A 12,311-nucleotide genomic window follows, 5' to 3' on the forward strand; every position below is an offset into this window, starting at 1 on the left:
CCATGAGCCTTTCCCTTCGCGACCAGTTGCTCAAAGCAGGGCTGGTCAACCAAAAGCAGGCCAAGCAGGTCAGCAAAGACAAGCAGAAGCAGCAGCGACTGGCCCATAAAGGCCAGATCGAACTCGATGATTCCCAGCAGCGCGCAGCCCAGGAAGCCATGGCCGAGAAGGTCAAGCGTGACCAGGAGCTCAACCGTCAGCAGCAGGAGAAGGCCGAGCAGAAGGCCCGTGCGGCGCAGATCAAGCAACTGATCGAAGTCTCGCGCCTGCCCAAGCTGAACACCGAGGACTACTACAACTTCGTCGACGACAAGAAGGTCAAGCGTCTGTCGGTGAACACCCTGATGCGCAACAAGCTCAGCAGCGGTTCCCTGGCCATCGTCCACCACGCTGGTGGCTATGAGGTGATTCCGCGGGAGGCGGCGCTGAAGATCCAGGAGCGTGACCCGCGGCGCATCGTGCAACTGAACACGCCCACCGAGGCGCCGGATGAGGACGATCCATACGCGGCCTACCAGATCCCTGATGATCTGATGTGGTAAGCATCCAGTAACCACCAACCCCGCTCATGGCGGGGTTGGTGGTTTTTGGGTGGGGGGATTGGCGTGGAATCCCGGCACCGCTGTGTCGAGGTTTAATCAGGAACTCTGGGGCGCGCGGTTCTGCTCGAGTTTTTCCAGTTCGGCCTTGTAGCTGTGGGCGTCGCTCTCGGAGTGGAACATGCCCACCAGCATGCCTTGTTGATGCACATCCCAGATCCGTACACCCGCGGCTACGCCTTCATGGGACATATGTGAATCGTCGCGTTCAGTTACTTTTACAGTCATCTGCTAGCTCCAATCTCGGTTGATCTGCAGCAAGGCGTGTGCAGGCCTCTGTTATATGTTTTGTTAGCTTGCTAAGTAAATTGCCTGGATCTGCAACAGACCTTTGCAGGATTGGCGACAATCCTGCAGCCCGCGAAAACCGTGACATTTCGCCGCAGTCGGCGAAGTTTCATGACAAAAGTTTCATCTTGGAGGGCTTGCCTCGGCGTCTGGCAAGCGGACATGGAGTGGCATTTCGAGCAAAAAAAAGCCCCGCTTTCGCGAGGCTTTGATCGTGCTGCGGCTTAACTGCCTTTGACTGTCTTGCCGTTGACGGTGCCGTTGAGGAGCATGATGTTGTACTCCTTGCCGTCGGTTTCCACCTGCTGCAGGCGGACCAGCAGGTAATCCCAGTCCTTGGCGAACCACATCACGGTGATGCGTTTGCTCTGTGTCGGGTCGCGCACGCGCTCAACCTTGATGGCATCGATCTGGCCGGCCTTGGTGTCGACTTTTTCCGAGCCCAGGACGCGGAAATCGTAGGTGTCGACTTCACCGCCGTCGACCACTTGATAGCTCATGGTCTTCTTGCCGGCGGCCACGTCGTGCTGCAGGGCCAGCTGGTAGGTGGATTTGTCCACCATGCCGGTGTTCAGCGGCAGCTTGACCGCATCGCCACGGTCGGTGCCGGTGACCATCTTGGCGTTCCAGTCGAAATCCAGATCGGCTTTCTTGGCCTTGCCCAGACCGCCGCGCTCGAAGTGATAGGACTGGGGCACCAGGGTGTCCTTGTCCAGGGTCAGGGTGCTTTCCTCGCTCAGGCTGGCGATCATCATCGACGCCTTGAAGCTGAGTTTCCAGGCGCCATTGGCGGTTTTTTCCAGGCTGCGTTCAGCCGTGCCGCTCATGGGCAGTTGCTTCCAGTCGGCGGTGTAGCTGGCGGAGAACGGGTGAAGGTCTGCTGCCTGCACAACCGGCAGGGCGAACAGAGCGCAAGCGAAGAGCAGGGCGCGACGCATAAAATCTCCTAGGTTCGAATCAAATAGCCGCTGGCGGCCAGTAATTGACCATCCAGTAAAGCACCCTGATCGCTGAGCATCAGCCGACCTTCGGCAAACCAGCGTACAGCCATGGGGTAAATCCGGTGTTCCTGGATGTGCACTCGCTGCGCCAGGCTTTGCGGCGAGTCGTGCAACTCTACCGGGATCACAGCCTGTACGACCAGTGGCCCGCCATCGAGTTCCTCGGTGACGAAGTGCACACTGCAGCCGTGCTCAGTATCCCCGGCCTCCAGCGCCCGCTGGTGAGTATGTAACCCTTTGTATTTGGGCAGCAGCGAGGGATGGATATTCAGCAGTCGGCCCTGGTAGTGACGAACGAATCCGGCGCTGAGGATGCGCATGAATCCGGCCAGTACCACCAGTTTCGGTTGGAAGGTGTCGATCAGCTCGATCAACCCCTGATCGAAGGCCTCGCGGCCTTCGAAAGCGGTGTGATCGAGGAAGCGGGTCGGGATGCCCGCTTCCTGGGCACGCTGCAGCCCGTAGGCGTCGGCGCGGTTGGAGATCACGGCAGCGATGCGCACCGGACTGTCGTCGGTGCGCGCGTTGTCGATCAGGGCTTGCAGGTTACTGCCGGTGCCGGACAGCAGCACCACAACATCACAGGTCGGCGACATCCGCTCTTGCATCAGTGAGCCTTGAGGTTCTTCAGCTCGACCTGGGCCGCGCCTTCGGCTGCGGTGGCGATCTGGCCGATGACCCAAGGCTGCTCGCCCGCTGCACGCAGGACGTTCAGGGCATTTTCAACCTGATCCTGGGCCACGCAGATGACCATGCCCACGCCGCAGTTCAGGACGCGGTGCATTTCGTGCTCGTCGACATTGCCTTGCTCTTGCAGCCAGTCGAAGACCGCCGGGCGCTTCCAGCTTGCCACGTCGACCACGGCCTGGGCGCCTTTTGGCAGCACGCGCGGGATGTTGTCCAGCAGGCCGCCGCCAGTGATGTGGGCCATGGCCTTGACGGCGCCGGTGTCCTTGATCAGCTTCAGCAGCGGCTTGACGTAGATGCGGGTCGGGGCCATCAGCAGCTCGGTCAGCGGCTTGCCGTCCAGCTGGATGTTTTCGATGTCGGCACCGGCGACTTCGATGATCTTGCGGATCAGCGAGTAGCCGTTGGAGTGCGGGCCGGACGATGGCAGGGCGATCAGTGCGTCACCGGTGGCGACTTTCGAGCCGTCGATGATTTCGGCCTTTTCCACGACGCCGACGCAGAAGCCGGCCAGGTCGTAGTCTTCGCCTTCGTACATGCCGGGCATTTCAGCGGTTTCGCCGCCGACCAGGGAGCAGCCGGACAGTTCGCAGCCGGCACCGATGCCGGTGACCACCTGGGCTGCGGTATCGACGTTGAGCTTGCCGGTGGCGTAGTAGTCGAGGAAGAACAGCGGCTCGGCGCCGCAGACCACCAGGTCGTTGACGCACATGGCTACCAGGTCGATGCCGATGCTGTCGTGCTTGTTCAGGTTCAGGGCCAGGCGCAGCTTGGTGCCGACGCCGTCGGTGCCGGAAACCAGTACAGGTTGCTTGTAGCCGGCCGGGATTTCGCAGAGGGCGCCGAAACCGCCCAGGCCGCCCATGACTTCCGGGCGCGCAGTGCGCTTGGCGACGCTCTTGATGCGTTCGACCAATGCTTCACCGGCGTCGATGTCTACACCGGCGTCTTTGTAGCTCAGGGAGGGTTGCTTGCTCATGATCCAGGCCTTTAGGGGGGATTCAGGGGTATCGACCGAACCAGAGAGCCTGCCCGAGCACTGGGAAAGTGTTTCAGGGTGCCCAGCTGGTGCCGGTCTGCGAAGGCGCGCGATTTTATCAGGCTTGTGGGGCAGCGGCCATCCTCGGGCCGACGGGTAGAGGCATATCCGCCTAAAAAAACCGCGATTGGCCGTGTTGGTGGTCCTGCCCATGCCTGTATAAGGTATAGCGCTCAAGTGGCTATCGTTATGACAGCGTGAAAACAGTCGGGCGACGGGTGAATGTTTTACCGGGGCTTGTGGTCACAGCCTTGCTCGCAGTGGTTCTTGCGCGCTGTTTCAATCGTTTTTTTGTCGTCGGGAATCTTCCATGCGTCTGGGTCAATTTCTGTTTGTGGGCTGTTTGTCATTGGTCAGCCTGGCGAGTCATGCCGAAACCCTCAATGGCCTGTATCAAGTGCGCGAGCCGGTGAGCAGCCAGTCGCCCGAGGAGCGCGACCAGGCCACGCAGCGTGCCCTGGAGACCCTGGTGCTGCGCCTGACCGGCGATGCCAAGGCGGCTCAGGGCGCGGGGCTGGCGGCAATCCGCAAGGATCCGCAGCAGATCATCAGCCAGTACGGCTATGACGCCGGTCCGCCGGAAAGCCTGCAAGTGGACTTTGATCCGGTCAGCACCGATCGCGCGTTGCGCCAGGCGGGCCTGCCGTTGTGGGGCAGCAACCGGCCATCGATCCTGGGCTGGTGGTTGAGCGACTCCACTGAGGGCTCGAGCCTGGTCGGTGACGGTCAGGCCAGTGCCGCGCCTCTGCGGCGTGCGGCGCAGCATCGAGGTCTGCCGCTGCGCCTGCCTCTGGGCGATCTGGATGAGCAGATCGTTGCCACGGCGCCCAACCTTGAAGGCGCCGACCCGGCTCCTTTGCGCCAGGCGTCGGAGCGTTACGGCGCCGATGCGCTGTTGGCGGTGCATGCCCGTGAAGAGGGCGGGCAATGGCAGGCCAAGTGGCGTTTGTGGCTGGGCGATCAGAAAGAGCAGGGCACTGTTCAGGGCGCGGATACGGCGGCCCTGGCCGATGGCGTGCTGCTGGCGGTGAGTCAGCGTCTGGCGCCGCGTTTCGTCACGCGCCCTGGAGCCTCCAGCGAGCAATTGCTCGAAGTGCAGGGCATGACCCTGGAGCACTACGCGGCGCTGGGGCATCTGTTGGAGCCTTTCGGTGCGCAGATTCAGAGCATCGACGGTGATCGCGTCATCTATCGGGTCAACGGCAGTGCGGAGCAACTGCGGGCGCAGCTATCCCTGGCCAGGCTGCAGGAAATTCCTGCGGGCGAGGCGCCGGCCCCTGTGCCGGGGGCTGAAGGTGCGGCGCCGGCGGTGGCTGCGCCGCAGGCCGCGCAATTGCGTTTTCGCTGGTAGCAGATGGGTTTCCTTCTATATAGAAGCTGGAGTGGTTTATGGCTGATACGCGTCGTTGGGTCTGGTTGGGGGGCGTGCTCCTGGTCTGTGGGTTCGTCTATCTGCTGCATCCGATCCTCAGTCCGTTCCTGGTGGCGCTGTTGCTGGCGTATCTGTTCGACCCGCTGGTGGATCGCCTGGAGACGTGGGGGCTGTCGCGCACCTGGGGCGTGGTGGCGGTGTTTGCCTTGTTCACGCTGATCATCATGACCCTGTTGCTGGTCCTGGTGCCGATGCTGGCCAAGCAGTTGCTGCGCCTCTACGAGCTGGCGCCGCAGATGCTCGATTGGGTGCAGCACACCGCCATGCCTTGGGTGCAGGCCCGCTTGGGGTTGGCGGATGGCTTCTGGAAATTCGACAAGGTCAAGGCTGCGATCAGCGAGCACATGGGCCAGACCACTGACATTGTTGGCGTGGTGCTGAGCCAGGCCACGGCGTCTGGGCTGGCGCTGATCGGTTGGCTGGCCAACCTGGTGCTGATTCCGGTGGTCAGCTTCTATCTGTTGCGGGACTGGGACCTGATGATGGCCAAGATCCGCAGCCTGTTGCCGCGTAATCGCGAAGAGCGGGTGGTGTCCCTGGCGGGAGAATGCCATGAGGTGCTGGGGGCGTTTGTCCGTGGGCAGTTGCTGGTGATGCTGGCCCTGGGAATGATCTACGCGGCGGGGCTGATGCTGGTGGGGCTTGAGTTGGGGCTGTTGATCGGCCTGATTGCCGGCTTGGCAGCGATAGTGCCGTACATGGGCTTTGTCATAGGGATTGGCGCGGCGCTGATCGCCGGCCTGTTCCAGTTCGGCGGCGACCTGTACCCCATGATCGGCATCGTTGCAGTGTTCATGGTGGGGCAGGCGCTGGAGGGGATGGTGCTGACGCCGCTGTTGGTGGGCGACCGTATTGGTCTGCATCCGGTGGCGGTGATCTTCGCCATTCTCGCTGGTGGTGAGCTGTTCGGTTTTACCGGGGTGCTGTTGGCCTTGCCAGTGGCCGCGGTGATCATGGTGCTGGTGCGTCACATGCACGATCTGTACAAGGATTCAGACCTCTACAGCGGTGCCGAAGACCATGATCTGTAGGTCGGTGGGCAACGAGTGGCGGCAATGAGCGCCTTGCGGGCGTGCGCTGGCTGGCGTTCATTGGCTGTTGCCGGGGCTGTCAAAATTCGCCCCTGAATACTGTTTTGCTAACGCAAACCTTTGATTTTGCTTGTGGTCTGCTGCATTGTGCGCTCGGCGTCACGGGTATAAACTTTGCAAACTTTACACAGAGGCCACTAACGGTTCCTTTGGAACTGTTCAGTCAGCATGAAACCGATTCAGCTGCCCCTAGGTGTGCGTCTGCGTGACGACGCCACCTTCATCAACTACTACCCAGGCGCCAATGCTGCTGCACTCGGCTACGTCGAGCGCCTTTGCGAAGCCGACGCTGGCTGGACCGAAAGCCTGATCTATCTCTGGGGCAAGGACGGCGTGGGCCGCACGCATTTGCTGCAGGCGGCCTGTTTGCGTTTCGAGCAGTTGGGGGAGCCTGCGGTTTATCTGCCGCTGGCGGAGCTGCTGGATCGCGGTATCGAGATTCTCGACAACCTGGAACAGTACGAGCTGGTGTGTCTGGATGACTTGCAGGCGGTAGCGGGCAAGGCTGATTGGGAAGAGGCGCTGTTCCATCTGTTCAATCGCTTGCGTGACAGTGGCCGGCGTTTGCTGATTGCCGCTTCAACCTCGCCCCGTGAGTTGCCAGTGAAGCTGGCGGATTTGAAGTCTCGACTGACCCTGGCGCTGATTTTTCAGATGCGCCCGCTCTCCGATGAAGACAAATTGCGTGCCTTGCAACTGCGCGCCTCGCGTCGCGGGCTGCACCTGACCGACGAAGTCGGACATTTTATCCTCACCCGCGGGACCCGCAGCATGAGTGCTCTGTTCGAGCTGCTCGAACGTCTTGATCAGGCCTCATTGCAAGCTCAGCGCAAGCTGACCATTCCCTTTCTGAAAGAGACGCTGGGCTGGTAAAACCAAGGCCTGCAGCCGTTTTTTTGCCGGCCTTCGGCATATTTCAGGCGTCAGAAATCGCGCCTTTGGAAGGGTTTCCAAAGACCGTCGGACTTAAATTGGGCTTAAAGCCTTAGATGTACGGAAGAAACTCATAAGTCACATTCTGATCGATTGAATTTGCAAATGAGGGCGATAGAAGGCATAGTCGCGTCTTCATTTATTTCAAGCCACGGTCGTGCCCATGCTAAATCGCTTCGCACCCCTCGTGCCTCTCGCACTCGTTACCCTGTTGTTTGGTTGCGCTTCCCACACTCCGGTGTCGCAGCAGCAAACTGCCCAGCAGGCTCAAGTCTCCGTCAAAAGTCAGTCTTCCGCTGTTTACCAGGAAGAGCTGGCAACTGAAAAGGAACTGGCAGAGTTCTCTGACAGCAAGCCTTACCAGTTGCCAGTTCTGGCTGACAGCATCCTCGAGCGCGGCATGTCCCTGATCGGTACCCGCTACCGTTTCGGTGGTACCTCGGAAGCTGGCTTCGATTGCAGTGGTTTCATCGGCTATCTGTTTCGCGAAGAGGCGGGCATGAATCTGCCGCGCTCCACTCGCGAAATGATCAACGTCAAGGCCCCTCTGGTGGCGCGCAACAACCTCAAGCCGGGTGATCTGCTGTTCTTCAGCACCAACGGTCGCGGTCGCGTCAGCCATGCCGGCATCTACCTGGGTGATGATCAGTTCATCCACTCCAGCAGCCGCCGCAGCGGCGGTGTGCGGGTCGACAGCCTGGGTGACAGCTACTGGAGCAAGACCTTCATCGAAGCCAAGCGCGCGCTCGCCATGGCGCCAACCGTGGTCACTGCACGCAAATAAGCGGATAGTTTGTAGGGCGAAGTTAAAGTCTTACTTGAAGTTTGGCGCGTAGACGCTAGAATCCTGATCTATTGTTGAAACTAACCGCGTAAGCCCTGCTTACGCGGTTTTGTTTTCAGTACCAACGGCAGAGAAAGCCGCATCCCGATCAGGATTGTTCAGCTTATGTCGACCTCGGCCCGATTTGCCCTAATTGCCCTCGCCGCGCTGCTCAGTGCTTGCGCCAGCCGTACCCCGCCACCTGCGCCTGTGGTACGTGCACCGGTTTTCAACGCCTCCCAGGCTTTTTCTCCCGTCGCTGAAGATGTGCTGTTCCGCGCCTTGGGTCTGGTCGGCACGCCTTATCGTTGGGGCGGCAATACTCCAGACTCCGGGTTCGATTGCAGCGGCCTGATCGGCTACGTCTACCGTGACGCCGCGGGTATCTCCCTGCCACGGTCGACCCGGGAAATGATCGGCATGCAGGCGCCGGACGTGGGCAAGAATGCCTTGCAAACCGGTGATCTGATCTTCTTCGCCACCAATGGCGGCTCACAGGTCAGTCACGCCGGGATCTATGTCGGTGAGGGGCGTTTTGTCCATGCCCCGGCCACCGGCGGTACGGTGAAGCTCGACAGCCTGTCCAAGGCCTATTGGCAGAAAGCCTATCTGAGCGCCAAGCGCGTGCTGCAGCCGGAACATCTGGCGCACAATCCATAATTCAACGCTGCTCGAGGTGCTTGTGACTGCGCGTTCGCTCAACCTCGACGATGCCCTGTATCACTACCTGCTGGATGTATCCCTGCGTGAAACGCCGCTGTTGCGACGTCTGCGGGATGAAACCCAGGCCCTGCCCACTGCCCGTTGGCAGGTGGCGCCGGAACAGGGGCAGTTTCTTGCGCTACTGATCCAGTTGACCGCTGCTCGCCAGGTGCTGGAAGTGGGAACCTTCACCGGTTACAGCGCCTTGTGCATGGCTCAGGCCCTTCCTGCAGACGGCTCGTTGATCTGTTGCGACCTGCCCGGCGACTACAACGCTACGGCCCGCCGTTACTGGCAGGAGGCAGGTGTTGAGCGGCGCATTGACCTGCGCCTGGCTCCAGCGCTGCAAACCCTGGCTGACCTGGAGCGGGCTGGCCGGCTCGAATCTTTCGACCTGATCTTCATCGATGCCGATAAAGCCAACTACCCGGCCTATCTGGAGTCCGCGTTGCGTCTGTTGCGAGTCGGAGGCCTGGCGGTATTCGACAACACCTTGTGGAGCGGGCGTGTGCTGGAGGTGAATCCTGCCAGCGCAGATACCCGAGCCATCCAGGCGCTCAACCGGGCCTTGAGGGATGACTCGCGCATCGACCTGTCGCTGCTGCCCCTGGGGGACGGTTTGACCCTGTGCCGCAAGCGCTGAATCAGGGCGCTTTGGCGGCCGATACCCGCCAGACCTTGTTGCCGACGTCATCGGCCACCAGCAAGTCGCCTTGCTGGTCGATCACTACGCCAACCGGGCGTCCATAGGCCTTTTCATCGGCGCTGAGAAAGCCGCTGAGCACGTCCACGGGCGGACCCTGGGGCTTGCCGGCACTGAAGGGGACGAAGATGACTTTGTAGCCGCTATGGGGCTTGCGGTTCCACGAGCCATGCTGGCCGATGAACGCGCCCTCGGTGAACGGTGCCGGGAGCTTGCTGCCCTGGGCGAAGGTCAGTCCCAAAGAGGCGGTGTGCGGGCCAACCGCGTAGTCCGGGGCGATGGCCTTGCTCACCAGATCGAGGTTCTGCGGTTTGACCCGCACATCCACATGCTGCCCGTAGTAGCTGAAGGGCCAGCCGTAGAAGGCGCCGTCCTTGACCGAGGTGATGTAGTCCGGCACCAGGTCGCTGCCGATCTCGTCGCGCTCGTTCACCGCGGTCCACAGCGCCCCGCTGACCGGCTCCCAGGCCAGGCCGTTGGGATTGCGCAAGCCGGTGGCGAACAGGCGATGCTGCCCGCTGCTCCGATCCACCTCCCAGATCGCGGCGCGGCCTTGTTCCTGGTCCAGGCCATTTTCCCCGACGTTGCTGTTGGAGCCGACGGTGACGTAGAGCTTGCTCCCGTCCGGGCTGGCGATGACGTTCTTGGTCCAGTGATGATTGAGCGTGCCGCCGGGCAGATCGACGACCTTGGTGCCGGTCGCGCTGATCCGCGTGTCGCCGTTCTGGTAAGGAAAGCGCAGCAGCTTGTCGGTGTCCGCCACATACAGGTCATTGCCGACCAGGGTCATGCCGAACGGCGAGTTCAGGTTGTCCAGAAACACGCTGCGGGTTTCGGCCACGCCATCGTGATCCTGATCCCTTAGCAGGGTAATGCGGTTGGCGCTGGGCACGGCAGCGCCGGCGCGGCCCATGATCTTTCCGGCGATCCAGCCGCGAATGCCCTGATTGTCGTCGGGTTTGGGCGGTGCGTTGGTTTCCGCCACCAGTACGTCGCCGTTGGGCAGGACATAGAGCCAGCGTGGATGATCGAGGTCTTCGGCGAAGGCATTGACCTGGGTGCCGGCTGCCGCCAATGGCTGGGTGCCCTTGGGCCAGCCAATCGCTGGGGCGATGTTCACCGTGGGGATCAGCGTCGGATTGGGCTCCGGCAGCTTGGGGCTGGGGCCGGTGCCGTCGGAAACTTGCAGGCTGGAGGTTTCGCCGCAGGCCGTAAGGCCGGCGGCGATGGCGATAAGCAAAGCGAGTCGAGACTTGAGCATGCTGATTTCCCTATGAGTGCACGGACGTCCTAGTCATAGAGGAGCATAGCCGGCGTATGGTTCCGCCTGATCAGCGGGCTTCCTTGAACAGTACCGCGACCCCGGGATGGTAGTGGCCGGCTTCGTTGTGCAACTTGCGATAGGCGTAGGGAAAGTACCAGGCCACCGCGCAGCAGTGTTCCTTTTGCAGCTCGTCGAGCATGTCCTGGAGTTCTTCCGGGGTGGCGCTGTGCTGGGCCTTTTGCGGGCTGACGAACAGGCAGCCGAGCCGCAGGTCGCTGGGGTAGCTGATTGTTCTCGCGTCACTGGCAATGTCGAGCAGGGCCTGGGTCAGGCGCAGGCCGTTGACCTGGGGCCAGCGCTGGGTGGCCTGAATGTAGGCGCGCTCTTCCCGGGTGGCCAGGTACAGATCGGTGCGCGCGTTGCGGGCGCCTGCCTCCTGCTGTTTTTTGCTGGGGCTGTGTTCGAGGCTGACCATTTCCGCCATCCAGGCGGCGGCGGAAAGCAAACCCAGGTTGGCTTGTTCGTCGAACCAGTAAGGGGTTTCGCCATCGCCACGAACAGCGTTGTAGCGGTCAATGCAATCAAACCAGCGTTCCAGCATCGGGCGCAGGAATTCCAGCTTGGGATTGCTGATGATCATGCCTTGCATCGGGATCCGTCCTTGTTGTTGTCTGGTGGTGGGTGGGCTGAAATATGGCTATTTGATATCAATGTGCTCAGTGTGGCACAAGATTGGCGTCAGTTTGTTGATGCGGTGCAGTTTTGTGTGTCGCGCGCCGGCTGGCTTTAATTGACGCTCCACCCCCAACCCTCTAACCTTCGCGACTTGTTTCAGGTGCTCTGTGGCCGCGGGTCGACAGAGTGAAACAGGGAAGCCGGTCAGGGCCTGTGCCAGCAATGGACATGGCTACGATTCCGGCGCTGCCCCCGCAACGGTAGATGAGTCAAGGCTGCGCCAGATGCCACTGTGTCCACGACATGGGAAGGCGCGCAGTCCGGCAGCAATGCCCCTCATGAGCCCGGAGACCGGCCTGATCCATCCAACGGCATCACGGTGGGCGATGCCAGGCTTGCGCCGTCTATTCCTTTTCCTGCCCGCCGTTCCCCAGCCCCAACGGAGAGCTGCCCCATGAGTGAATCCCCCGATCGTGACGAGCGCCACGTGGCGCGCATGTTGCGCAAGAAAGCCGTGATCGATGAGCGCATCGCCAACTCGCCCAACGAATGTGGCCTGTTGCTGGTGCTGACCGGCAATGGCAAGGGCAAGAGCAGTTCGGCTTTCGGCATGTTGGCGCGGTCCATGGGCCACGGCATGCAGTGCGGCGTGGTGCAGTTCATCAAGGGCCGTAACAGCACCGGCGAAGAACTGTTCTTCCGGCGTTTTCCGGAGCAGGTGCGCTTTCATGTGATGGGCGAGGGCTTTACCTGGGAAACCCAGGATCGCCAGCGCGATATCGCCGCGGCCGAAGCCGCCTGGGCAGTGTCCAGGGCGTTGCTGAGCGACCCGGGCATCGGTCTGGTGGTGCTCGACGAACTGAACATCGCCCTCAAGCACGGCTACCTGGATCTGGACCAGGTGCTCAGCGACCTGCAAGCCCGGCCGCCCATGCAGCATGTGGTGGTGACCGGCCGTGGGGCCAAGCCGGAACTGATCGAACTGGCCGATACCGTCACCGAAATGGGCATGGTCAAGCATGCCTTCCAGGCCGGCATCAAGGCGCAGAAAGGTGTTGAGCTGTGAGCGTGATT

At 61.3% G+C, this 12,311-nt stretch carries 14 protein-coding genes and 1 riboswitch; of the genes, 8 read left to right on the forward strand and 6 right to left on the reverse strand.

Annotated features, from left to right (window positions below; all coding sequences use genetic code 11):
• The first annotated feature begins 2 nt into the window (after positions 1 to 2).
• Entirely contained in the window at positions 3 to 542 is a 540-nt protein-coding gene (locus GGI48_RS23725) for a DUF2058 domain-containing protein (protein ID WP_016966216.1), read from the forward strand.
• 96 nt (positions 543 to 638) lie between these two features.
• Here GGI48_RS23725 and GGI48_RS23730 read toward each other — a convergent pair whose 3' ends face one another.
• The 4 genes from GGI48_RS23730 to purM form a co-directional block, all read right to left on the reverse strand.
• A complete protein-coding gene (locus GGI48_RS23730) occupies positions 639 to 827 on the reverse strand; it encodes a hypothetical protein (RefSeq protein ID WP_016966217.1) in 189 nt (62 codons plus the stop codon).
• Between the two features lie 284 nt (positions 828 to 1,111).
• A complete protein-coding gene (locus GGI48_RS23735; RefSeq protein WP_047305628.1) occupies positions 1,112 to 1,825 on the reverse strand; it encodes a DUF3108 domain-containing protein in 714 nt (237 codons plus the stop codon).
• Between the two features lie 8 nt (positions 1,826 to 1,833).
• Positions 1,834 to 2,484 (reverse strand): phosphoribosylglycinamide formyltransferase, encoded by a 651-nt coding sequence (gene purN / locus GGI48_RS23740; protein WP_179602103.1) that lies wholly within the window; start codon positions 2,482 to 2,484, stop codon positions 1,834 to 1,836.
• Between the two features lie 11 nt (positions 2,485 to 2,495).
• Positions 2,496 to 3,554 carry a phosphoribosylformylglycinamidine cyclo-ligase gene (purM, locus tag GGI48_RS23745; protein WP_016966219.1) on the reverse strand — a complete coding sequence of 353 codons (1,059 nt, stop codon included), beginning with the start codon at positions 3,552 to 3,554 and terminating at the stop codon, positions 2,496 to 2,498.
• A gap of 370 nt (positions 3,555 to 3,924) precedes the next feature.
• Here purM and GGI48_RS23750 point away from each other — a divergent pair, with 370 nt between their 5' ends.
• The 6 genes from GGI48_RS23750 to GGI48_RS23775 all read left to right on the forward strand — a co-directional run bounded on the left by GGI48_RS23750 (position 3,925) and on the right by GGI48_RS23775 (position 9,238).
• Positions 3,925 to 4,965: a DUF2066 domain-containing protein gene (locus GGI48_RS23750; RefSeq protein ID WP_179600290.1), complete on the forward strand. Its 1,041-nt coding sequence runs from the start codon at positions 3,925 to 3,927 to the stop codon at positions 4,963 to 4,965.
• A gap of 38 nt (positions 4,966 to 5,003) precedes the next feature.
• Positions 5,004 to 6,077, forward strand: a complete 1,074-nt coding sequence (locus tag GGI48_RS23755) for an AI-2E family transporter (protein WP_179600292.1) — start codon at positions 5,004 to 5,006, stop codon at positions 6,075 to 6,077.
• Positions 6,078 to 6,305: 228 nt separating this feature from the next.
• Positions 6,306 to 7,010: a DnaA regulatory inactivator Hda gene (hda, locus tag GGI48_RS23760; RefSeq protein WP_007898944.1), complete on the forward strand. Its 705-nt coding sequence runs from the start codon at positions 6,306 to 6,308 to the stop codon at positions 7,008 to 7,010.
• A gap of 223 nt (positions 7,011 to 7,233) precedes the next feature.
• Positions 7,234 to 7,854 (forward strand): C40 family peptidase, encoded by a 621-nt coding sequence (locus GGI48_RS23765; RefSeq protein WP_179600294.1) that lies wholly within the window; start codon positions 7,234 to 7,236, stop codon positions 7,852 to 7,854.
• A 165-nt stretch (positions 7,855 to 8,019) separates the two neighbouring features.
• Positions 8,020 to 8,553: a C40 family peptidase gene (locus tag GGI48_RS23770; protein ID WP_016966223.1), complete on the forward strand. Its 534-nt coding sequence runs from the start codon at positions 8,020 to 8,022 to the stop codon at positions 8,551 to 8,553.
• A 22-nt stretch (positions 8,554 to 8,575) separates the two neighbouring features.
• Entirely contained in the window at positions 8,576 to 9,238 is a 663-nt protein-coding gene (locus GGI48_RS23775; protein WP_179600296.1) for a class I SAM-dependent methyltransferase, read from the forward strand.
• Position 9,239: 1 nt separating this feature from the next.
• On the opposite strand, the gene GGI48_RS23780 is transcribed toward GGI48_RS23775, so the two are convergent.
• Entirely contained in the window at positions 9,240 to 10,559 is a 1,320-nt protein-coding gene (locus GGI48_RS23780) for a PQQ-dependent sugar dehydrogenase (protein WP_179600298.1), read from the reverse strand.
• A 70-nt stretch (positions 10,560 to 10,629) separates the two neighbouring features.
• Positions 10,630 to 11,211, reverse strand: a complete 582-nt coding sequence (locus GGI48_RS23785) for a hypothetical protein (RefSeq protein ID WP_179600300.1) — start codon at positions 11,209 to 11,211, stop codon at positions 10,630 to 10,632.
• A gap of 167 nt (positions 11,212 to 11,378) precedes the next feature.
• Positions 11,379 to 11,612, forward strand: a riboswitch (cobalamin riboswitch).
• A 79-nt stretch (positions 11,613 to 11,691) separates the two neighbouring features.
• Here GGI48_RS23785 and cobO point away from each other — a divergent pair.
• Positions 11,692 to 12,303: a cob(I)yrinic acid a,c-diamide adenosyltransferase gene (gene cobO / locus GGI48_RS23790; RefSeq protein ID WP_016966227.1), complete on the forward strand. Its 612-nt coding sequence runs from the start codon at positions 11,692 to 11,694 to the stop codon at positions 12,301 to 12,303.
• Positions 12,304 to 12,311 lie beyond the last annotated feature (8 nt).

Origin of the sequence: Pseudomonas protegens (genome assembly GCF_013407925.2) — a bacterium.
In the GTDB taxonomy this organism is placed as follows: Bacteria; Pseudomonadota; Gammaproteobacteria; order Pseudomonadales; family Pseudomonadaceae; genus Aquipseudomonas; species Aquipseudomonas fluorescens_AP.

What these genes read in the sequence shown, in the direction of transcription:
- GGI48_RS23725 (WP_016966216.1), top strand. Translation starts at nt 3, where the DNA reads ATGAGCCTTTCCCTTCGCGACCAGTTGCTCAAAGCAGGGCTGGTCAAC.
- GGI48_RS23730 (WP_016966217.1), bottom strand. Translation starts at nt 827, where the DNA reads ATGACTGTAAAAGTAACTGAACGCGACGATTCACATATGTCCCATGAA.
- GGI48_RS23735 (WP_047305628.1), bottom strand. Translation starts at nt 1,825, where the DNA reads ATGCGTCGCGCCCTGCTCTTCGCTTGCGCTCTGTTCGCCCTGCCGGTT.
- purN (WP_179602103.1), bottom strand. Translation starts at nt 2,484, where the DNA reads ATGTCGCCGACCTGTGATGTTGTGGTGCTGCTGTCCGGCACCGGCAGT.
- purM (WP_016966219.1), bottom strand. Translation starts at nt 3,554, where the DNA reads ATGAGCAAGCAACCCTCCCTGAGCTACAAAGACGCCGGTGTAGACATC.
- GGI48_RS23750 (WP_179600290.1), top strand. Translation starts at nt 3,925, where the DNA reads ATGCGTCTGGGTCAATTTCTGTTTGTGGGCTGTTTGTCATTGGTCAGC.
- GGI48_RS23755 (WP_179600292.1), top strand. Translation starts at nt 5,004, where the DNA reads ATGGCTGATACGCGTCGTTGGGTCTGGTTGGGGGGCGTGCTCCTGGTC.
- hda (WP_007898944.1), top strand. Translation starts at nt 6,306, where the DNA reads ATGAAACCGATTCAGCTGCCCCTAGGTGTGCGTCTGCGTGACGACGCC.
- GGI48_RS23765 (WP_179600294.1), top strand. Translation starts at nt 7,234, where the DNA reads ATGCTAAATCGCTTCGCACCCCTCGTGCCTCTCGCACTCGTTACCCTG.
- GGI48_RS23770 (WP_016966223.1), top strand. Translation starts at nt 8,020, where the DNA reads ATGTCGACCTCGGCCCGATTTGCCCTAATTGCCCTCGCCGCGCTGCTC.
- GGI48_RS23780 (WP_179600298.1), bottom strand. Translation starts at nt 10,559, where the DNA reads ATGCTCAAGTCTCGACTCGCTTTGCTTATCGCCATCGCCGCCGGCCTT.
- GGI48_RS23785 (WP_179600300.1), bottom strand. Translation starts at nt 11,211, where the DNA reads ATGCAAGGCATGATCATCAGCAATCCCAAGCTGGAATTCCTGCGCCCG.
- cobO (WP_016966227.1), top strand. Translation starts at nt 11,692, where the DNA reads ATGAGTGAATCCCCCGATCGTGACGAGCGCCACGTGGCGCGCATGTTG.